The organism is Nocardia sp. NPDC088792 (assembly GCF_044750615.1).
In the GTDB taxonomy this organism is placed as follows: Bacteria; Actinomycetota; Actinomycetes; order Mycobacteriales; family Mycobacteriaceae; genus Nocardia.
In genome coordinates, this window is record NZ_JBIVKC010000004.1 from 248,522 (window position 1) to 269,795 (window position 21,274).

General features: G+C 68.3%; 16 protein-coding genes. 13 read left to right on the plus strand and 3 right to left on the minus strand.

The window, feature by feature from the left end:
• Positions 1 to 48 precede the first annotated feature (48 nt).
• From ACIP5Y_RS27695 to ACIP5Y_RS27720, 6 genes are read left to right on the plus strand one after another with little or no spacing between them, the layout of a single operon-like run.
• A complete protein-coding gene (locus ACIP5Y_RS27695) occupies positions 49 to 1,233 on the plus strand; it encodes an ROK family transcriptional regulator (RefSeq protein ID WP_400354319.1) in 1,185 nt (394 codons plus the stop codon).
• Between the two features lie 22 nt (positions 1,234 to 1,255).
• Complete coding sequence (locus ACIP5Y_RS27700) at positions 1,256 to 2,602, plus strand: ABC transporter substrate-binding protein (protein WP_400354321.1); 1,347 nt, start codon at positions 1,256 to 1,258, stop codon at positions 2,600 to 2,602.
• Positions 2,577 to 3,563 carry a carbohydrate ABC transporter permease gene (locus ACIP5Y_RS27705; RefSeq protein WP_400354323.1) on the plus strand — a complete coding sequence of 329 codons (987 nt, stop codon included), beginning with the start codon at positions 2,577 to 2,579 and terminating at the stop codon, positions 3,561 to 3,563. The genes ACIP5Y_RS27700 and ACIP5Y_RS27705 overlap by 26 nt, the downstream gene beginning before the upstream one ends.
• A gap of 2 nt (positions 3,564 to 3,565) precedes the next feature.
• The gene (locus tag ACIP5Y_RS27710) at positions 3,566 to 4,462 is read left to right on the plus strand and encodes a carbohydrate ABC transporter permease (RefSeq protein ID WP_400354324.1); all 897 of its coding nucleotides are present in this window, start codon (positions 3,566 to 3,568) and stop codon (positions 4,460 to 4,462) included.
• Positions 4,462 to 5,748, plus strand: coding sequence for a 6-phospho-beta-glucosidase (locus tag ACIP5Y_RS27715; RefSeq protein ID WP_400354326.1), 1,287 nt, complete (start codon positions 4,462 to 4,464; stop codon positions 5,746 to 5,748). Before ACIP5Y_RS27710 ends, ACIP5Y_RS27715 begins: the two co-directional genes overlap by 1 nt.
• Positions 5,745 to 6,776, plus strand: a complete 1,032-nt coding sequence (locus ACIP5Y_RS27720; protein WP_400354327.1) for an N-acetylglucosamine kinase — start codon at positions 5,745 to 5,747, stop codon at positions 6,774 to 6,776. Before ACIP5Y_RS27715 ends, ACIP5Y_RS27720 begins: the two co-directional genes overlap by 4 nt.
• 171 nt (positions 6,777 to 6,947) lie before the next feature.
• Here the strand turns inward: ACIP5Y_RS27720 and ACIP5Y_RS27725 are convergent, their stop codons facing one another.
• Positions 6,948 to 7,925, minus strand: a complete 978-nt coding sequence (locus ACIP5Y_RS27725; protein WP_400354329.1) for a helix-turn-helix transcriptional regulator — start codon at positions 7,923 to 7,925, stop codon at positions 6,948 to 6,950.
• A 106-nt stretch (positions 7,926 to 8,031) separates the two neighbouring features.
• Here ACIP5Y_RS27725 and ACIP5Y_RS27730 point away from each other — a divergent pair, with 106 nt between their 5' ends.
• Entirely contained in the window at positions 8,032 to 8,871 is an 840-nt protein-coding gene (locus ACIP5Y_RS27730) for an alpha/beta fold hydrolase (protein WP_400354331.1), read from the plus strand.
• Here the strand turns inward: ACIP5Y_RS27730 and ACIP5Y_RS27735 are convergent.
• Complete coding sequence (locus ACIP5Y_RS27735; RefSeq protein ID WP_400354333.1) at positions 8,805 to 10,037, minus strand: NADH:flavin oxidoreductase; 1,233 nt, start codon at positions 10,035 to 10,037, stop codon at positions 8,805 to 8,807. The genes ACIP5Y_RS27730 and ACIP5Y_RS27735 overlap by 67 nt on opposite strands.
• 94 nt (positions 10,038 to 10,131) lie before the next feature.
• Here ACIP5Y_RS27735 and ACIP5Y_RS27740 point away from each other — a divergent pair, with 94 nt between their 5' ends.
• The 5 genes from ACIP5Y_RS27740 (at position 10,132) to ACIP5Y_RS27760 (ending at position 16,842) form a co-directional block, all read left to right on the plus strand.
• Complete coding sequence (locus tag ACIP5Y_RS27740; protein ID WP_400354335.1) at positions 10,132 to 11,478, plus strand: FAD-binding oxidoreductase; 1,347 nt, start codon at positions 10,132 to 10,134, stop codon at positions 11,476 to 11,478.
• Between the two features lie 135 nt (positions 11,479 to 11,613).
• Positions 11,614 to 12,396: an ABC transporter ATP-binding protein gene (locus ACIP5Y_RS27745; protein ID WP_400354337.1), complete on the plus strand. Its 783-nt coding sequence runs from the start codon at positions 11,614 to 11,616 to the stop codon at positions 12,394 to 12,396.
• The gene (locus ACIP5Y_RS27750; RefSeq protein ID WP_400354338.1) at positions 12,396 to 14,903 is read left to right on the plus strand and encodes an ABC transporter permease; all 2,508 of its coding nucleotides are present in this window, start codon (positions 12,396 to 12,398) and stop codon (positions 14,901 to 14,903) included. Before ACIP5Y_RS27745 ends, ACIP5Y_RS27750 begins: the two co-directional genes overlap by 1 nt.
• Positions 14,900 to 16,210 carry a sensor histidine kinase gene (locus tag ACIP5Y_RS27755; RefSeq protein WP_400354340.1) on the plus strand — a complete coding sequence of 437 codons (1,311 nt, stop codon included), beginning with the start codon at positions 14,900 to 14,902 and terminating at the stop codon, positions 16,208 to 16,210. Before ACIP5Y_RS27750 ends, ACIP5Y_RS27755 begins: the two co-directional genes overlap by 4 nt.
• On the plus strand, positions 16,195 to 16,842 hold the full coding sequence (locus ACIP5Y_RS27760; RefSeq protein ID WP_400354341.1) for a LuxR C-terminal-related transcriptional regulator: 648 nt from the start codon (positions 16,195 to 16,197) through the stop codon (positions 16,840 to 16,842). Before ACIP5Y_RS27755 ends, ACIP5Y_RS27760 begins: the two co-directional genes overlap by 16 nt.
• On the opposite strand, the gene ACIP5Y_RS27765 is transcribed toward ACIP5Y_RS27760, so the two are convergent.
• Complete coding sequence (locus ACIP5Y_RS27765; RefSeq protein ID WP_400354343.1) at positions 16,829 to 17,875, minus strand: ABC transporter permease; 1,047 nt, start codon at positions 17,873 to 17,875, stop codon at positions 16,829 to 16,831. The genes ACIP5Y_RS27760 and ACIP5Y_RS27765 overlap by 14 nt on opposite strands.
• A 136-nt stretch (positions 17,876 to 18,011) precedes the next feature.
• Here ACIP5Y_RS27765 and ACIP5Y_RS27770 point away from each other — a divergent pair, with 136 nt between their 5' ends.
• The gene (locus ACIP5Y_RS27770; RefSeq protein ID WP_400354344.1) at positions 18,012 to 21,272 is read left to right on the plus strand and encodes an arabinosyltransferase domain-containing protein; all 3,261 of its coding nucleotides are present in this window, start codon (positions 18,012 to 18,014) and stop codon (positions 21,270 to 21,272) included.
• Positions 21,273 to 21,274 lie beyond the last annotated feature (2 nt).

The following is a 21,274-nucleotide window of genomic DNA, read 5'->3' on the forward strand; positions in this document are numbered from 1 at the left end:
CTAACAGTTCATGACAAGATCACCCGGATGCGAAGCGAGAGTCGGCCTTTGACCTCCAGTCGACGCCCCCTGGCGGGCACCCCCAGCCTGTTGCGCGCCATCAACGATCGCGCCGCGCTCGAGCTGCTGCTCGCCGAAGGACCGCTGTCCCGCACGCAGATCGGCGCCCGCACCGGACTGTCCAAGCCGACCGCCTCACAGCTGCTGGCCCGGCTCGAGGAGAGCGGCCTGGTGATCGTGGTGGGCACGTCGGCAGGCGGGCCGGGACCGAATGCGCAGCTCTACCAGGTGAATCCGGCGGCCGGGTATGTGGCGGGACTGGATGTGACCGCTGCCGCGGTGCGGGTCGCCGTCGCCGATATCACCGGCACGACGCTCGCCGAGTACGAGGTGAGCACGCGAGGCTGGGCCGCCGCCGAGACCATTGCGAAGGTGGCCGAGGCAGTCGCCGAGACCGCCGGCCGCGCGGGCCTCACGGTGACCATGCTGCGCCGGGTCGTGATCGGCATAGGAGGCGCCCTCGACCCGGTCACCCGCCGCCTGCGCTACGCCACTCACCTGCCCGGCTGGCACTCCCCCAGACTGATCGGCGAGCTGGAAGACGCCCTCGGCGTGCCGGTTTCGATCGAGAATGATGTCAATCTCGCCGCCCTGGCCGAGCAGACGCACGGCGTGGCACAGGATTCCGAGGATTTCGTGCTGCTCTGGGTGGGCGAGGGCATCGGCGCGGCCATCATCATCGGCGGCCGGCTGCATCGCGGATTCACCGGCGGCGCAGGCGAAGTCGGGTACATGCCGCTGCCGGGTGCGCCGATCGTGCATGATGTGCGGCGCAAGAATTCCGGCGGCTTCCAGGAGCTCGCGGGCGCACCGGCGGTCCGGGCGCTGGCCCGGCAGCACGGTATCACCGCACCGACGGCCGCCGATGCCGTCGCGGCGGCGGTCGAAACGCCGGATGCGGGTGCGGCTTTCCTGACCGAGTTCGCGGGGCGATTGGCCCTCGGGCTCGCCGCGATCGTGTCCGTGGTCGATCCGCAATTGCTCATCCTGGCCGGTGCGGTACCGCGCGCCGGCGGCGAACCACTGCGTGCCCTCGTCGAGGAGGCACTCGCCGAGCTCGCCATCCCCCGGCCGGTCATCCGGTCCAGTTCCATTGCCGGCGCGCCGATTCTGCGGGGTGCGCTCGAACGCGCCCTGGCGGCCGTCCGGGACGACGTCTTCTCAACACACTGATAGTCACCTCAGGAGAACACCCATGCGCGCCATGATCCGCCGCCGTACCAGCGCCGCCCTCATCGCCAGTGCCACCGTCGCCCTCATCGCCACCGCCTGTACCGGGCAGAGCGCCGGCGGTGGTGACGACGGCTCCGATGCCGGTAAGGACGTGACCATCACCTTCTGGCACGGCTGGTCACAGGACAACGAGGTGAAGGGCATCAATGACAATGTGGCCGCGTTCGAGAAGGCGCACCCCAATATTCATGTGAACGTGGTCGGCAATATCACCGATGACAAGAGTCAGCAGGCGCTGCGGGCGGGCGGGCCGGATGCGCCGGATGTGGTGTCGTCGTTCAGTACCGATCAGGTCGGCAAGTTCTGCTCGTCCAATGTGTGGACCGACCTCAATCCGCTGCTGCAGAAGTCCGGTATCGATCCTGCGAAAACGTTCCCGACGGCAATGCTGAAATACAGCCAGTACCAGGGCAATCAGTGCTCACTGCCGTTGCTGGGTGACACCTACGGGCTCTACTACAACAAGGCCGCCTTCGCCGCCGCCGGAATCAGCGCGCCCCCGAAGACCTTCAGCGAATTCCAGGCCGATGCGGTCAAACTGACCATCCCGGCCGGGGACGGGTACAAGCAACTCGGGTTCATGCCGAATTTCCACGGCTACGAGACGCTGCCGAGCCATTACCTGGGCCAGTACGGTGCCACGTATTTCGACGGTGACGGCAAATCGACCATCGCTTCCGATCCGACCGTAGCGGCCATGTACAGCTGGCAGAAGGACCTGGTGGGCAAGCTCGGCGGCTACGACAAGCTGGAGAAGTTCCGCACCACCTTCGGCGACGAGTTCAGCGCCAAGAACCCGTTCGAAACCGGCCAGGTGGCCATGTCCCTCGACGGTGAGTGGCGCACCGCCTCCATCGCCCAGGACGGCGCGAACCTGGACTGGGCGACCGCCCCGTTCCCGGTGCCGGACGATCAGGCCGCCACTTATGGCCGCGGCTATCAGACCGGCACCATCATCGGCATCGCCAAGTCCAGCCGGAAGCAGACGGCCGCGTGGGAATTCGTGAAGTTCCTGACCACCGATACCGACGCGGTGGTGGGCTTCGCCAATGCCATCCACAATGTGCCGAGCACCAATGCGGCGCTGAATTCGCCGAAGCTGGTGGCGGATCCGAACTTCAAGACGTTCATCGATATCGCCAAGAACCCGAACTCCTCGACCACACCGTCCAGCATCAATGGCGGCGCCTACATTCTGTCGCTGCAGAACTTCGGCTACGACTTCGAGTCGGGACGGAAGACCGATCTGCAGGCGGGCCTGAAGGCGACCGCCAAGGAGATCGATGATGCTGTCGCGCAGGCGAAGTGAGCCCGCTGTGCTCACGCCTGCCGCGAAATCGGTGGCGCTGCGCCGCAAACGGCTGCGGGGCGCCACCCGGACGGTGATGTTCCTGTCCCCGTGGTTGATCGGGTTCGGTGTCTTCTTCGTCTATCCGCTGCTGTCGACCGTCTATTTCTCGTTCATGAAGTACGACGGCTTCACCGCGCCGACCTTCACCGGTCTGAAGAATTGGAAGTACGTGCTCACCGAGTACCCGCCGTTCTGGCAGGGCCTGGGGAACACGGTGTGGCTGGTGCTGGTGATGGTGTCGCTGCGGGTGGTGTTCGGGCTCGGCATCGGGATGCTGGTGACGAAGATAAAGATGGGGACCGGATTCTTCCGTGCCGCTTTCTATCTGCCGTATCTCGCGCCGCCGGTGGCCGCCACCATGGCCTTCGCGTTCCTGCTCAACCCTGGCACCGGACCGGTCAACCATCTGCTCGGGGCCGTGGGCCTGCCGCAGCCCGGCTGGTTCACCGATCCGACCTGGTCCAAGCCGGCGCTGACCATGCTCGGGCTGTGGGGCATCGGCGACCTCATGGTGATCTTCATGGCGGCACTGCTGGACGTGCCCCGCGATCAGTACGAGGCGGCGCAGCTGGACGGGGCCGGGGCGTGGAATCGCTTCCGCTACATCACCTTTCCGAATATCACGCCGATCATCCTGTTCGCGATCGTCACCGGCGTGATCCAGACCATGCAGTACTACACGCAGGCCATCGTGGCCGGCAAGGTCGCCAGCGGCAAGATCGGCGGGGCCGGTGAGGCGTTCGAACCCGGATATCCGCACGGTTCCACCTGGACGCTGCCGCAGTTGATCTACAACCTGGGCTTCCAGCGCTTCGATACCGGGTCGGCGTGTGTGGTCGCGGTGATCCTGTTCGCCATGGCCATGGCCTTCACCTCGCTGCTACTGCGGCGTAAGTCCGGCTTCATGCGGGAGGACTGATCATGACCCTGACTTCGACCGCGCCGGTGCCGGTGGCGGCTGCCGAGCCACCGGCGCGACCTCGCAGGTTCCGGCGCGCCGCCGTGCTGGACTTCGTGGCGGTGCATGCGCTCGCCATCGCGGCGGCATTGGTGTTCGTACTCCCGTTCGTGTTCGTCTTCCTGACCTCGGTCATGACCGACCAGCAGGCGCTCACCACCAATCTGTGGCCCGCGCACTGGAAGTGGGGCAACTATGCCGAGGTCTGGCGCACTCCGGGCTTCCTGACCTGGTGGCGCAATACGCTGGTGTACGCGTTCGCCGGTACCGCGCTCAGCATGGTGTCCAGCTTCCCGGTGGCCTACGCGCTCGCCAAGTTCCGGTTCCGGGGCCGGAATCTCGCACTGATGGCGGTCATCTCGATGATGATGCTGCCGCCGCAGGTGACGGTGATCCCGATGTACCTGTTCTGGGCCAAGCAGTTGCACCTGGCGGGCTCACTGTGGCCGTTGATCATTCCGATGGCCTTCGGGGACGCGTTCACCATCTTCCTGCTGCGCCAGTTCCTGCTGACCATTCCCGACGACTATCTGGAAGCCGCCCGCATCGACGGCTGCGGGCACCTGCGCACCATGCTGCGGATCGTGCTGCCGATGGCGCGCCCGGCCCTCGCGGCGGCGGCCTTGTTCCAGTTCTTCTATTGCTGGAACGACTATTTCGGCCCGCAGATCTACGCCAGCGAGAATCCGGCGGCCTGGACGCTCAGCTACGGGCTGGAGTCCTTCAAGGGCGCGCACCACACCAATTGGAATCTCACCATGGCCGCCACCGTGCTGGTGCTGGCTCCGGTGCTCGTCCTGTTCTTCTTCGCACAGAGGGCCTTCGTGGAAGGCGTGACATTGACAGGGGTCAAAGGCTGATGCCCGCACTGAAACTGGCCATCGTCGGCGGTGGCTCCACCTATACGCCCGAGCTGATCGACGGCTTCGCCCGCCTGCGCGACGCTTTGCCGATCGGCGAGCTGGTGCTGGTCGATCCGGACAGCGAACGACTCGAACTGATCGAGGGGCTGACCCGCCGGATATTCGCGAAACAGGGCCACGGCGCCCGGGTTTCGACCGCAGCGACCATTGCCGACGGGGCCCAGGATGTCGACGCGGTGCTGCTGCAATTGCGCGTGGGCGGGCAGGCCGCGCGCGCCGAGGACGAGTCCTGGCCGCTCGAATGCGGGTGCATCGGACAGGAAACCACCGGTGCGGGCGGACTGGCGAAGGCGCTGCGGACCGTCCCGGTGGTGCTGGACATCGCCGAGCAGGTCCGCCGCGCGAACCCGGACGCGTGGATCGTGGACTTCACCAATCCGGTCGGCATCGTGACCCGTGCGCTGCTGGCGGCCGGGCACAAGGCGGTCGGGTTGTGCAATGTGGCAATCGGCTTCCAGCGCAGGTTCGCCCGGCATCTGGGCGTGGATCCGGAGCGGATCCGCCTCGACCATGTCGGGCTCAACCACCTCACCTGGGAGCGAGGTGTCACGCTGCTCGACCGTCCCGGCGCGGAGACCGGGCGTGCAGTACTGCCCGAACTGCTCGCGAATTACGGCGACGCGATCGCCGGCGACCTCGGCATGCCGCTGTCGCTGCTCCGGCATCTCGGCGTGGTGCCGTCGTACTACCTGCGCTACTTCTATCAGCACGATGTGATGGTGGAGGAGTTGCTCGCCAAGGGCACCCGCGCCGAAGAGGTGGCCGCCATCGAGCGACAGCTGCTGACCATGTACGCCGACCCGACGCTGGACACCAAGCCGGAACTGCTCGAAAAACGTGGCGGCGCCTACTATTCCGAGGCAGCGGTGCAGTTGCTCGCGGCACTGCTCGGGACCGCGGGCGGCAGCGTCCAGGTGGTGAACACCCGCAATGACGGCATCCTGCCGTTCCTGCCCGACGACGCCGTGATCGAGGTGCCCGCCCGCGTCGACGCCGCAGGCATCCGGCCGCTCCCCCAGCGGCCGGTCGAACCGCTCTATCGCGGCCTGATCGCGCACGTCACGACCTACGAAGAGCTCGCACTCGACGCGGCGCTGCACGGCGGCCGCAGCCGGGTGTTCGACGCACTGCTGGCGCATCCGCTGGTGGGCCAGGTCGAACTCGCCGACGAGCTGACCGATCTGCTGCTCGCCCACAACCACGAACACCTGAGCTGGGCGTGAGCGTGAGCCTGTCCGCACACGAACAACTCTCGGGTGTACTCGCCATCGACGGCGGCAACAGCAAAACGGATGTGGCGGTGGTAGCGCTCGACGGCACGGTGCTCGGCAGCGCACGCGGTGAAGGCTTCCGGCCGTATAGCGACGGATCCGAACAGGCGATCGAGAAGCTCGCGCCCACGGTGGCGGCCGCGGCGACGCAGGCCGGGCTCACCCTCGGCGCTGTCCTTGCCACACGGGTCAGCGCTTGCATGGCCAATGTCGATCTGCCCGTGGAGGAACGGCGTTTCCGGGCCGCCATCACGGCCCGCGGCTGGGGTGCGAGCGTGGCCGTCACCAACGACACCTTCGGCCTGCTGCGTGCGGGCACCGACGGCCCGCGCGGCATCGCCGTGGTGTGCGGCGCCGGAATCAATTGCGTCGGTTTGCTTCCCGACGGTCGCACGGCCCGCTTCCCGGCCCTGGGCAAACTCACCGGCGACTGGGGTGGCGGTAGCAGCATATCCTCGGAGGCCATGTGGCATGCCGCCCGTGCCGAGGACGGCCGCGGCGAGCCGACCGCGCTGTCCGCCTCCATCGCCGCACATTTCGGCATGTCCGGCGCGAATGCCGTGGCCGAGGCCATCCATCTGGGCCGGTTACCCGAACAGCGCCTGCACGAACTCGTCGCCGTCCTGTTCGCCACCGCCGAGGCGGGCGATCCGACCGCCCTGCACCTGATCGACCGCCAGGCCGACGAGATCACCCGTCTCGCCGTGGTCGCCCTGCGCCGCCTGGACCTGCTCGGCGAGCCGGTCCCGATCGTCCTGGGCGGCGGGGTGATCGCCGCCCGCCACCCCCTGCTCATAGACAACCTGCTGACCCGCCTCGCCGAGGCGGCTCCGCACGCCGAGCCCCGAATCGTCGTCGCCCCACCGGTTCTCGGCGCGGCCCTCCTCGGCCTCGACCACCTCGCCGCAGGCCGCGCCGCGGAACGCCGCCTGCGCGCGCACTACCCGACGGCAACCACCGAACCCGAGGCCGCCTGCTAGCCCCTCTCGCAATACCGCACTGCCGCAGCAGCTCTCGGCGCATGTGGGTCCACCGGTGGCCGCTACTGCTCCGGGTGGCGGCTCGGATCCCGTGCGTCGATCTGCCTGCTGTATCTGCCCGGTCGACCGGATGCCGGGCCTACGCTGCCGAGGCGCGGCCGCCGGTGTCTGCTACGTCGTGCGGTAGGCGCGAGCCATGGCGGTGACTTCGGCGGCAATACGCTGCCGGAGTTCCTCGGGGGCAACGACTTCCGCTCCCGCACCGAGGCGGAGCAGGTCGGGGACGGCGCGGTCGAAGGATTCGATGGGGATGGTCACCCGGACGCGGCCGTCCGGACCGGGAGCAGTGGCGGTGGCGCGGGCGGCGTTGACGGCGGCGGGCTCCAGGAGTTCGATCAGGCGATCGTAGGCCCGGCCCTCCAGGAGGAGGGTGGCCGAATCGTGGTGCCGCCGTTGTTCGAAGTCGTCCAGGTACTCCGCCCAGTAGGCGGCGAGGTCGAAATCCGCGGGACGGTCGACAGGTTCGTCGAGGACCTCGAGTTCCATGATGCGGGAGATGCGATAGGTGCGGATCTGATCGCCGCTGCGGCCGACCAGGTACCAGTTGCCGGATTTGAGGACAAGGCCGAGGGGGTCGGCGGTGCGGGTGACGATGTGCGGCTTGGCCCATCGGATGTAGGTGAAGTGGAGGGCGTGCTCGTTCCATACGGCGTCGGCGACGGTGGTGAGGTGGCGGGCGGGTTCCTCCTCGCCGTACCAGCCAGGCGTGTCGAGGTGGAAGCGTTCGGCGATACGGCCGGCGCGATCGCGGAGTTCCTCGGGCAGCGCGGACATGAGCTTCAGGCGGGCGCCGGTCACCAAACCGGTCAGGCCCAGGTCGGCGGCCACGCCGGGCAGGCCCGTGAACTGCAGCGATTGCGCTTCGTCGGTGGTGAGCAGGTTGAGGCGGGCGCGGAAGCCGTCCAGCAGCCGGTAGCCACCGTCGTGACCAGGCTCGCCGTAGACGGGAATGCCCGCGGCGGCGAGGGATTCCATATCGCGGTAGACCGTGCGGACCGAAACTTCGAGCTGGGCGGCGAGTTCCTCCGCGGTGACCCGGTCACGGGTCTGTAGCAGCAGGAGGATGGACATCAGCCGGCTCGCACGCACGAGACAATTCTCCCGGAATCCACTGACACAAGATGTCAGTGAAGTGGTTCTACCTTCTCCTCGTTCGAGAAACACCTCGAAGATCACCGAATGGGGAGTTACCGCAATGCCTTTCATCCAGACCCGCTCCGGCACCTCGATCTTCTACCGCGACTGGGGTACCGGCCGACCGGTGCTGTTCTGCTCCGCCTGGGGCATGGAAAGCACCGAACCGTGGGGCGTCATGGCCGAACTCGTGGGCCACGGGTTCCGCGCCATCTCCGTCGACCGCCGCGGACACGGACGTTCCGACGATCCGGGCCACGGCTATGACTACGACACGCTCGCCGATGATCTCGGCGATCTGATCGAACAGCTCGACCTGTGCGAGGTGACCCTGGTCGGCCATTCCCTGGGCGGCGGCGAGATCGCCCGCTACCTCACCCGGCACGGCTCCGGCCGCGTGGCGCGCATCGTCTTCGTGGCCGCCGCGCTGCCGTTCCTGCTTGCCACTCCGGACAATCCGCAGGGCGTGCCCGGCGAGCTCGCCGAACAGGTGCGCCAGTCCTGGAAGCATCACCTCGACACCTGGCTCACCGAGAACGGCCCCGCGTATGTGGGCGACGGCCTGCGCGGCTGCGCGGTGCCGAATATGGCCCGGGACCGGGTGCTGGCCTCGATCTACGGCACCTCGCGATTGGCCGCCATCGAATGCAATCGGTCGGTGGTGACCACCGATTTCCGGGCCGAGCTACCGAAGATCACCGTGCCCACCCTGATCATTCACGGTGACTCCGATGCCTCGATCCCGATCGAGCTCGGCGGGTATCGGCAGGCCGAGCTCATCCCGGGCAGCGAGCTGCACGTCTACGAGAACGGCCCGCACGGGCTCTACCTCACTCATCCGGAGCGCTTGGTCGCGGATCTGCTCGCCTTCCTCGGCGCGGCGGTCCCGGCCTCGGCCTGAGGGACAGCGAGACGGTAGACGCATCGCGTACCGCTGTAGATGGTGGGCATGCACTCGTTGCAGTGGATACAGGCCGACCGGAAACCCGCGTCGGCCTGTATGCGCCGCAAGAGATTCGGCTCCCGCAGCAGGGCCCGGCCCATGGCGACGAAGTCGAAACCCTCGGCCATGGCCTGCTGCATGGTGTCCAGATTGGTGATGCCGCCCAGCAGGATCAGCGGCATGGTCAGCTCCCGGCGAAACTGCCGCGCGCGCTCGAGCAGGTAGGCCTCCTGATATGGGTACTCCTTCAGGAAGACCCGGCCCATCGCGCGAAAACCCAAGCGCGCCGGGGTCGGCAGGGTTTTCGCGAAGGAGCGTCGCGGTGCGGCGCCGTGGAACAGCAGCATCGGATTCAGCAGCGAACTGCCCGCGGTGAGTTCCAGTGCGTCCAGATGGCCGTCGTCCTGCAGCCAGGCCGCCACTCGCAGGGATTCCGGCACGGTCAGTCCGCCGCGGACGCCGTCTTCCATATTCAGTTTGGCCGTGACGGCCAGTCTGCCGCCGACGGCCTCGGCCACCGCGGCGGCGACTTCCCGGGCCAGCCGGGCCCGGTTCTCCAGCGCACCGCCGTAGCGATCCTTGCGGCGGTTGAGCAATGGGCTCAGGAAGGAGCTGGTCAGATAGTTGTGCCCGAAGTGGATCTCCACCGCGTCGAAGCCGGACTGTTCGGCCAGGCGCGCCGCATTCGCGTGCGCGGCAATGAGTTCCCGGAGCTGCGCCTCGTCGGGCACCTGCATTTTCTGCATGCCGAGCGGACTGAACATGGGGCTGGGCGCGAGCGCGGGCAGGCGATTGGAGGCCGCGTTCGCGACCGGGCCCGCATGTCCGATCTGTGCGCAGGCCGCCGCGCCCTCGGCGTGCACGGCATCGGTGAGCCGCCGCAGGCCGGGCACGGCGTCGGGGCGCATCCAGATCTGATGCCGGTCGGTGCGCCCGCCGGGGGCGACGGCGCAGTACGCGACCGTCGTCATGCCCACGCCGCCGGCCGCGACCTCGCGATGGAAGGCGATGAGTTCCGCGGTGACCAGCGCATCCGGTGTGCGTCCCTCGAATGTCGCCGCCTTGATCACCCTGTTCCGCAGCGTGATCGGACCCAGTCGCGCCGGCGTGAATACCTCGGTCATGGGCACAGCAAACCACCCGCCGGACCAGAATTCAATCAATGATTGAAACATCGTCACAAAATGCGAATGCCCGCCCCGAACTATCATGGCGACGGTGACCCTCGCTTTCGACGGGCTGCCGCTCGAGATCGACACGCGGCCCGCGGTACTCGACCAGTTCACCGTCGACGAGACCGGACGGCCCGGCAGCAGACCACGCGGCGTGGTGTATCCCGCCGATCATGACCAGGTGCTCGCCGTCGTGCGGTGGGCCCGGGACAGCAAGACGCCGCTCATCGCCCGCGGCGCGGGCACCAGCCTCGAAGGCCATCTACTGGCCCGCGGCGATGAGGTGATCCTGGATCTGTCACAGGCGAATTCGATCCTCGACATCTCCCCTACCGACTTCACCGCCACCGTGCAGCCGGGCGTCACCCGGACCCGGTTGAACACGGCCGCAGCCGAATTCGGCCTGCAGTTCACCGTCGACCCCGGCGCGGACGCCTCCCTGGGCGGCATGGCGGCCACCAATGCCAGCGGCACCACCACCGTCCGCTACGGCGGCATGCGCGCCAATGTACTTGCGCTGCAGGCGGTCTTCGCCGACGGCACCGCGGCCCGGCTGGGCCGCGCCGTGCGCAAGTCGTCCAGCGGCTACGACCTCAAGGATCTGCTGATCGGTTCCGCGGGCACGCTCGGCATCATCACCGAGCTCACCGTGCGGCTGCATCCGATCCCGGAATGGATTCACTCCCTGCGCATCTCGTTCCCGACGGTGGCCGAAACCGTGGACGCGGCGGTCGAGATCCTGGGAATGTCACTGCCGGTGAGCCGGCTCGAACTCGTCGACGCGCCGAGCATGGCCGCCATCAATGCCTTCCGCGGCACCTCGTACCCCGAATCGCCCGCGCTGTTCATCGATACCGAATCCTCCTCGGCCGCGGCCGTGACCGCCGACGAGCAGGAGATCCAGCGCATCGCCCTGACCCACGGGGCCGTCGATATCGCGACGGCCCGCAGTTTCGGCGAACGGCATGCGCTCTGGGAGGATCGCCACAACCTGTACTTCGCCGTCAAATCCTGCAATCCGGGCCGCCGGTTCCTGATCACCGATACCGCGGTCCCCTTCTCGCAGATCGCGACGACGGTCGACACCACCGCCCGGCTCGGCGACGAATTCGGTCTGCATGTCACCATCGCGGGGCATATCGGCGACGGCAATGTGCACACCATCGTCCCTTATACCGAGTCCGAAACCCAAGCGGCGGCACAGTTCTCGGATCGCGTGGTGCGGCATGCCCTCGGCGTCGGCGGCACCGCGACCGGCGAGCACGGCATCGGCCTGGCCAAGAAGAAGTACCTGCGCGCCGAACACGGACCGGCGGTCGATCTGATGACCGCCATCAAACGCACCCTGGATCCGAACGGCCTGCTCAACCCGGACAAGATCCTCGACGCCTGAGCATCGGGTAGAGAAAACTACACCCGGGATTCGCTATGCAGCGCCATATCCGGCGCCCGGGCAACTCCATAGCGTCGTACTCATCAGCATTACCCCTGCACACGCCGGGGGCCATCCACTGATGAGGAGCACACGATGCCAGCCAGAGCGAACGGCACGAACCCGTACGCGGTTCGTCTCGACGCCGTCACGAAAACCTATGGCGCCGGCGAGAATGCGGTCACCGCGCTGCGCGGCGTGAGCCTGGGCTTCGCCGCCGGGACCTTCACCGCCGTCATGGGCCCGTCCGGCTCGGGCAAGAGCACCATGATGCACTGCGCGGCCGGACTGGACCGCCCGGATACCGGCCAGGTGTGGATCGGGGACCAGGCGCTGGGCGAACTCGACGAGACCCGGCTGACCGAAATGCGCAGGGCCCGCATCGGATTCATCTTCCAGCAGTTCAATCTGCTCCCGGCCCTGACCGCCCGCCAGAACATCGAACTGCCACTGCGGCTGGCGGGTGCGCGGGTCGACCGGGACCTGGTTAACCAGGTGATCGACCGGGTCGGGCTGTCGGCGCGGGCCGGGCATCTGCCCGGTGAGCTGTCCGGCGGGCAGCAGCAGCGGGTGGCCATCGCACGGGCGCTGGTGACGCGGCCCGAGGTGGTGTTCGCCGATGAACCGACCGGCGCGCTGGACACCCGGACGGCCGCGGAAGTGCTCACCCTGCTGCGGGAATCGGTGACGACCCTGGGACAGACCATCGTCATGGTGACGCACGACCCGATCGCGGCCTCCTATGCCGACCGGGTGATCTTCCTCGCGGACGGGCAGCTCGCCGACGAGATCCGCCACCCGGACGCCCACACCATCGCCACCCGGATGACCCGTCTGGACTCCCGCGTGACCGGCGCGACCCCGGCGGGGGTGCGGTGATGTTGCGGTTGTCGTTGCGCCTGCTGCGCTACCGCAAGACCGGTATCGCCGCGACCTTCCTGGCCCTGTTCTTCGGTTCGGCGATCGTCATGGCATGTGGCGGGCTGCTGGAAACCGGTGTGCGCCTGTCGATTCCCCCGCAGCGATTGTCCGCTGTACCCATCGTGGTCACTGGAGACCAGAGTTACGACGGAGAATCCCTGACCGAACGCCGGCGCCTCGACGCCGCCCTGGCCGACCGCGTGCGCGCCACACCCGGTGTCGCCGAGGCGGTCTCCGATCTCTCGGTGCCTGCTGCCGTCATGGTGAGTGGGAAGGTCGTCGGCAATGCCCAGGCTTACGGCCGCAATTGGTCGGCCGCAGCACTGACCCCCTACACCCTCGCCGCTGGCACACCGCCGGTCGACCCGGCCGATGTCGTGCTCGACGCTCGGCTCGCCGGCGCGGCCGGTGCGCGAGTAGGCGACTATGTCGACGCCGTCGCGCGCGGGCAGTCCCTACACGTGCGCGTAACCGGTATCACCGCACCGAATTCCGTGCCGTCCCCGGCGCTCTTCTTCTCCGATGCGGAAACCACGCGACTGACGGACGACGGCGGGCAACTCGATGCCATCGGCGTGCGACCGGCGCCCGGCGCCGACCCCGCCACCGTCGCCGCGGCCGTGCGGCACGCGGTCGGCTCCGACGGTTCGGTGTTCACCGGTGACGAGCGTGGCCGCGCCGAATTCCCGGCGGCGGCCGGGGGCGGGAAGACGCTCACCATCCTGGCTTCGATCTTCGGCAGCTGGGCGGTGCTCATCGCCTTGTTCGGCGTCACCTCGATGCTCGGATTGTCCTTGCAGCAAAGGCAATTGGAGATCGCACAGCTGCGCGCGATCGGAGCCACCCCCGGCCAGGTGCGCCGGATGATCCTGCTCGAGACGCTGGTCCTGTCGGTGGTCGCCACCGCCCTGGCCGTCGCGCCCGCGTACCTGCTCGGCCGGGTCCTGCTCGATCAGCTCACCGGCAGCGGCGTGGTGTCGTCGGCAATCGCCTTCCATCAAGGCGTGATTCCCGCGGTTGCGGGCGCGGTCATCGCGGCGGTAGCGGCGCTGGGCGCGACCCTGGTGGCGGCGCGGCGTTCGGTGCGCACGAAACCGACTGCGGCGCTGAGCGAAGCGGTCGTCGAACGGCATTGGCTGACCCGGCCCCGACTGCTGCTGGCACTGCTTTTCCTGGCCGCGGGGATCAGCATGTCGGTGGTCACGGTCACCGTCATGACCGACGGGCCGACACTGGCGAGTACCGCCGGGCCGGCCTCGGTGCTGGTCGGTGTCGGCTTCGCGTTGCTCGCCCCCGGTATCGTCGCCGCGTTGGCCCGGGTCCTGCAAAGGCCCGTGCGTGCGGTCACCGCCTCGCCCGGATTCCTCGCCGTGCGTAATGCCAAGGTCCGCAATATCCGGATGGCCGGTGCGGTGGCGCCCATCGTGCTGCTGGTCGGCATCGCGGCGGGCACCCTCTACATGCAGTCGACCGAGAATGCCGTCAAGACCGGAACATACGCCAAGAGCATGCTGGCCGATTTCGTACTCGACTCCGGCACCGGCGGTTTCACACCCGAGGTGGTCACGCAGGTGCGGGCGCTGCCCGGTGTCGGGGCCGCCTCGGAGCTGGTCACCACGTCCGGGTTCGTGGACGGGCACGGGTCGGACTTCACCTTCCGCGGAGTCTCGGCGGCGGGCGCGGCACAGACGGTGTTCTTTCCCCAGGTCGCGGGTTCACTCGCGGATCTGCACGGCGCTGCGGTCGCGATCTCGGCGAAGCAGGCCACCGCGTTCGGCGCCGGTATCGGCGACACCCTGCCGATTCACCTGGGCGACGGGACGGCGATCCGCGCGAATATCGTTGCCGTACACGCCGATATCCCCAATGACGATGCCCTCTTCCTGCCCGCCGACCTGCTGGCGCGGCACACCACCGCGGGACTGGCGACGCAGATCCTGGTGCGCGCCGCCGATCCAGGCAACCTGGCGTCACTGCGGCACGATCTCGATGGTTTCGCCGCCACCATCCCGGGCGCGACCATATCGGACCGGGAAGGCCTGATCAGCAATAACTCCCGCGTCCAACAGATCCTTGTTTCAGCGAACTATACAATTGTCGCCATGATCGTCGGATACGCTGCGATCACCGTCGTCAACTCCCTGGTGTCGGCAACGCGCACGCGCCGCAGGGAATTCGCCCTGCAACGACTGACCGGCTTCCGCCCCGGGCAGGTACTGCGCATGCTCGGGGTGGAATCGGCACTGGTCTGCCTGATCGCTATCGCGCTCGGCACCGTCGCCGCCGCGGCCACCGCGGTCCCCTACAGCTGGGTCAAGAGCGGATCGGTGATCCCCTCCGGCACTCTCGGCATCTACCTGGCGATTGTCGCCGGTGCGGTAGTGCTCACCCTCGGTGCCACCTTGCTCCCGGCCGCACAGGGTATGCGCCGTCCACCGATCGAGACGGTGGGCGCCCCGGAGTGAATTCCGGCCGACTCGAACCCCCGAAGCGCCGGGGTACCCGGTGGGCCGCGCTGCGCGCGCGGGCCGCCGGCGCGGGGATCGCCACCCTGTTCGGGGTGGTGATCGCCGGCGCTTCGGAGCTGGGGTTGCTGCTGTTCATCATCAGCGGATACACGCTCGCTCTCATGGTCATCGGCATCGGCCTGGCGCTGCTGCCGGTCACCATGGCGGCGGTGCGCTGGATGTGCACGGCCGGGCGCTCGATCGCCGGACAGTACGGGGTGCCCATCGACGAGCCCTACCGGCCCGCGCCCGAGCACTTCGAGGACGGATTCGCCGGCCTGATTGCCCGCTGCCGCTGGCTGCTCACCGATCCGGCAACCTGGCGAGATCTATTGTGGCTGCTGCTCAATGCGGTGGTGGGGCTGCTCTGCCTGCTGCCCGCGGCGGTGCTCTACTACGTGGGCGAGGGTCTCGTGCTCGCCGCCGGATTCTGGCGGCATCTCACCGCACGCGGCCACTCCCGCTGGTACGGGCCGATTCTCGTGCACAGCCCGGCCACGGCGTTCGCTGCCGCCTGCTTCGCGGTCGCCCTGCTGGCGGTGTGGCTGTGGTTCGCGCCGTTCGTGCTCCAGCTGCACGCCCGCTTCACCGGTGCACTGCTGCGGCCCACCGAGGCCGGCGAGATGGCCGCCCGTGTGCGGCACCTCACCGACACCCGCCGCGATGCCCTCGAAACCCAGGCCGCCGAATTGCGCCGCATCGAACGCGATCTGCACGATGGCGCACAGGCCCGGCTCGTCGCCATGGGACTCGCGCTCGGCGCGGCGGAACGGCAACTCGACAAGAATCCGGAGGCCACCCGGCGGCTCATCGCCGACACCCGCGCGGCGTCCGCGGCCGCCCTGGCCGAGCTGCGAGATCTGGTGCGCGGCATACATCCCCCCGTCCTCGCGGAGCGCGGACTGGCCGACGCGCTGCGCGCCCTCGCCTTGGCCAGCCCGCTGAGCACTCGCGTACGAGTGGAGTTGCCCGGAGAACCGTCACCGGCCATCGCGGCCGCGGTGTATTTCGCGGTCTCGGAGCTGCTGACCAATGTGCTCAAACATGCTGCCGCCGAACATATCGAGCTCGATGTCCGCCACCGCGCCGGAGTGCTGCTCGTACGGGTTACCGATGACGGGCGCGGCGGTGCGGACTCCGCCGGCGGCAGCGGGCTCGCGGGCATCCGGCGCCGCCTGGCCACCTTCGACGGAACCCTCAGCGTGACCAGTCCACCCGGCGGCCCCACCGCCATCGATCTGGAGGTGCCATGCGTGTTGTCCTAGCCGAGGATCTGTTCCTGTTGCGGCAGGGGCTGATCACGCTGCTGGAGGCCTACGACTTCGAGGTCACGGCCGCCACGGACACCGGCGACGGGCTGACCGGCATCCTGCTGGAACAGCGGCCGGACATCGCCATCCTCGATGTGCGGCTACCGCCGACCTTCACCGCGGAAGGACTCACCGCGGCCCTCGCGGCCCGCCGGGAACTGCCCGGGCTGCCGGTGCTCATGCTGTCCCAGCACGTCGAACAGCTCTATGCGCGTGAGCTGCTCGCGGACGGACGCGGCGGCGTGGGCTACCTGCTCAAGGAGAGCGTCTTCGAGTCCGAGCAGTTCATCGACGCCGTGCGGCGGGTCGCGGCGGGCGGCACCGCCATGGATCCGGGCGTGATCGCCCAACTGCTGCAGAGCAATTCGCGCCGCAGCCCCATCGACTCCCTGAGCGCGCGCGAACGCGAAGTGCTGGAGCTGGTCGCCGAGGGCTGGTCCAACAATGCCATCGCAGGAAGGCTGGTCGTCACCGAGGGCGCTGTGGCCAAACACATCAGCAGCATCTTCACCAAACTCGACCTGACGGCCGACACCGACACCAACCGCCGCGTCCGCGCGGTCCTGGCCTACCTCAACTCGGACTGACCACCGCGTCGGCAGCAGCCGCGGCGACGGACCTCCGGTGCTGCACCCACAGAAATACCGTGCAGGACAACACGATCCACCCGGCCAGCACCAGGAACGGTTCGGCATGCTGGTGACCACGGAAGTACACGGCGGTGTGCTGAGCGTTCATCGACGCGCCGGGCGGCAGCCACCGGCCGAGCACCCCGAGCACCGTCGGCAGCAGCGGCCACGACACCGCGCCACCGGAGGAGGGATTGCCCAGCACCACGATGAGCAGCCAGGTGGGAATCATGGCCCACCGCCCGAACAGCGTGTTGAACATGGTGAACACCATGCCCGCACAGAACATGGTGAGCGACAGGATGATCAGCGACTCCGGGAAGCGCAGCCGGATCACGTGCAGACCCCAGTCCACCACCGCGATCACCGCCAGCCCGCCCACGATCGCGTAGGCCGCGGTGAAGGCTATGCGCTCCAGCGGTTTCAAGGCGGCCGCGTGCACCGTGAGCTGCACCCCGCCCATCATGCCGACGACACCCGCGGCCAGCGTGATGTAGAACAGCCCGAGTCCCCGGGGGTCCCCGGATTGCAAGGGAATCAGATCCTGCACCCGCACCGGGCCCGCCGTGGTCGCGGGAATCGCCTGCGCGGTCTGGGCAAGCAGTTCCGCGACCGAGGCCCCGGACGCACTCGCGGTGGACACCTCGATGCCGGTCGAATCCTTGTCGACGATCGCGAAGATCTCCTGCGCTTCGAGCGCGTCGCGCGCCTGGGCCGCGGACGGGTAGTGGCGCATCGTCAACGCGTCGTTCAGCGCATGATCCATATCCGCGAGAAATGTCCGCACCGGCGGTTCACTCAGCGGATCGACCACTCCGATCGGCAGATCACGCGGTGTCGGTTTGGCCATCGTGTAGGTATAGGAGCCCGCGAAAAGCGCCGCCGCGGCCGCGATGATGAAAACCAGGACGGTCGCCGGGAGATACGGGCCGGACCGGAATCGCGCGAACCATTCGGATATCGAATGCCGCTGTTCATGCCTGCCGCGCATGCGCCTCCTGAGTGCCGCCTCGCGAGCTCCGGAATCACGACCCCAGCGAGCATACCGAAGAACGGATTTCGGATATTCGAGCCCGGTATTCGAGCCTGGCAGACCCACTCAGGTTCGATTGCTACGATGCGCAACCGTGACCTTGCTGCTCAGCCGTCGAAAGCCATCCGACGATCAACCGGCGGATTCGAGCGTTCGACAGCCCGAGTCCGCCCGGCTGTGGCGGCTCATCGCGATCCTGGCGGGAATCCTCGGCGCACTGCTGGCCGTGGCGGTCCCCTTCCTCCCGGTCCAGCAGCAACAGGCCTCCTACAGTTGGCCGCAGCACGGCCAGGCCACGAGCCTGACCTCGCCGCTGGTGTCGTATTCGCCGGTCAGCCTGGATGTGAACATCCCGTGCACCGCGATCACCGGGCTCGGTGACAAGGGCGGCAACCTCCTGTCGACCGTGCCGCCCAATTCCGGTCAGGCCTGGCATTACGGCCTGAATGTGGTTGTGGCAGCGGCGGACAGCGGTCCGCGACTACGGGTAGTGCTGCGGGACAAGACGCTGCTCGACACCCCGGTGTCGAGCCTGCCCGCCGGCTGCGGGCTGGCCATCGCCTCCGACGGCACCCGCACCACCGTGGATGCCGCGGGATCCGCGCCGATCGCCCTGGACGGCGACTTCCGACCACAGGTCGTGGGCCTGTTCACCGATCTGAAGGGCGCCGCGCCCAATGGCATGACCGCCGATGTGACGATCGACTCCCGATTCACCACCGGGCCGAGCGCCCTCAAGCTGGTCGCGATCATCGGCACCTTCCTCGCCGCCGCGCTGGCCCTGTTCGCCCTGCATCGGCTCGACTGCCTGGACGGCCGCCGCAATCGCCGGGTGCTGCCGCGCCGCTGGTGGCGGCCGCGCTGGGTGGACGGCGTGGTCGTCGGCGTGCTCGTGCTCTGGTATTTCATCGGCGCCGGCACGGCCGATGACGGCTATATCTTCGGCATGGCCCGCACCGCCGGGCACGCGGGCTACCTCGCGAACTACTTCGCCTACTTCGGGGTGCCCGAGACGCCCATCGGCATTCCCTACGACAGCACCTTCGAGCTGTTCTCGCGGCTGTCGACCGCGAGCATCGTGGTACGACTGCCCGAACTGATCTTCGGCATCCTGTGCTGGCTGCTCATCAGCCGTGAAGTGGTGCCGCGCCTGGGCATGGCCGCACGCCGGCAGCAGGCCGCCATCTGGGCGGGCGGACTGGTGTTCCTGTCCTTCTGGCTGCCCTACAACAATGGCCTGCGCCCGGAACCGGCTGTGGCGCTGGGTGTTCTGCTCACCTGGGTGTCGATGGAACGGGCCCTCGCCACCAAGCGGCTGGCCCCGGCGGCGCTCGCGCTGGTTCCGGCGGCGCTCGCGGTGGTCGCGAACCCGGAGGGGCTCATCTGCTTCGCGGCACTGCTGGCCGGTGCGCGGCCGCTGGTGCAGATCATCGTCGAACGCGCGCGCAAGGTGGGTTACCTCGCCCTGGTGGCGCCCGCGGCGGCGGCCGGACTGGCGATCCTGGCGATCGTGTTCGCCGGACAGCCCTTCGCCGAGGTCAGCGCGATGCGGCAGGCGCACAAGGTGGTCGGCCCGGATATGCCGTGGTACGACGAATCACTGGTCTACCAGGACCTTTTCCAGCCCACACCCGACGGTTCCATGGCCCGGCGCTTCGCGATGCTGGTCATGTTCCTGGCGCTGGCGGTCTCGGTGCTGGCATTGTTGCGCCGCAACGGCCGGATTCCGGGTCTGGCGGGCGGACCCACGCGACGCATCATCGGTACCACCATTGCCGCGATTCCGCTGATGGCGCTCTCGCCGACCAAGTTCACCCACCATCTGGGCGTCTTCGCCGGGCTCGCCGGCGCGGTCACCGTGGTGGCCGCCGTGGCCGCCGGACCGGCGGTGCTGCGCTCGGCCCGTAATCGCGCCCTGTTCGCCGCCGCGGCCCTCGCCGTGCTGGCGGTATCGTTCTCCAGTTCCAACGGCTGGTGGTACGTGGCCAGCTATCGAGTGTCCTGGTGGGACAAGCCGATTTCGGTGCACGGCATCGGCGCGGGCACGGTGCTGCTGGCACTGGCCGTGCTCATGGTCGGCGTGGCCGGCTGGCTGCACATCCGGGAACCGTTCCGCGGCAAGGAAACCGCGCCGCGGCGGACGATTCCGGTGCTGACCATCGCCGCGGCGTTCGTGGTGCTGTTCGAGGTGCTGTCGTTCGTGAAGGCCGGCGTCGAGCAGTATCCGGCGTATTCGCTGGCCAAGGGCAACTTCCGCGCGCTCACCGGCAATACCTGCGGATTGGCGAACGACGTCCTCGTCGAACCCGACCCGAATGCCGGGCTGCTGCAACCGCTGTCGGGCGATCCGGCGACCGCGCTGGGAGCCACCGGGACCGGCTTCACCCCCGACGGCATCAACTACAACGACCTCACCCCCGACGCCTCCGACACCGCCTCCGCGTCGGTCGGCCAATCCCTGGGCAGCGCCGGCACCACCACCAAGGCCGGCACGACCAGCACCGGCGGCACGGCGGATACGACTGTGCCGCACGGCATCAACGGCAGCACCATTCCGCTGCCGTTCGGCTTGAACCCGGCCACCACGCCGGTGCTCGGCAGCTACGGCAGCCCGGGAGCCCAGAAGACGCTCGTCTCCGGCTGGTACAAGCTGCCCGCCCGGGACGCGCAGCACAGCATCATCTCCATCGCCGCCGCCGGGCGCATCGCCTCGACCGATATCGACAATCTGCCGGTGCCGGGTCAGAGCGTGCAGATCGAATACGGTGTCGCGGGCGGCGCCGACGCGCAGGCCCTGGGCCGCGTCACCCCCGACGATGTGAGCGAGCTGCAACCGTCCTGGCGCAACCTGCGGGTTCCCTTGCAGCAGTTGCCGCCCCAGGCGGACGTGGTCCGCATCGTGGCCACCGTGGACAGCTCCGATCCGCTGCAGTGGATCGCGCTGACCCCGCCGCGCGTCCCGCAGCTGCAGACCCTCGACGCGCTGGTCGGGCACACCACTCCGGTGCTGCTGGATTGGCTGGTCGGACTGCAGTTCCCGTGCCAGCAGCCCATGCAGCACCGCTACGGCGTCGCCGATGTGCCGAAATACCGCATCCTGCCGGATCTTTCGGGCTCGGTCATGACCAGCAACTGGGAGAGCCACGCCTCCGGCGGGCCGCTCGGTTACACCGATCTGGTGACCCGCTCCGAGGTCATGCCCTCGTATCTGAAGGACGATTGGAAGCGGAACTGGGGTGAGATCGAGCGTCTCGTGCCGCTCGACCCGACCGCCACCGCGGCCCGGCTCGACGTTTCCACCGAGCGGCGTTCCGGGCTGTGGACCCCGGGACCGCTCAACTTCGGGATCCGCTGAGC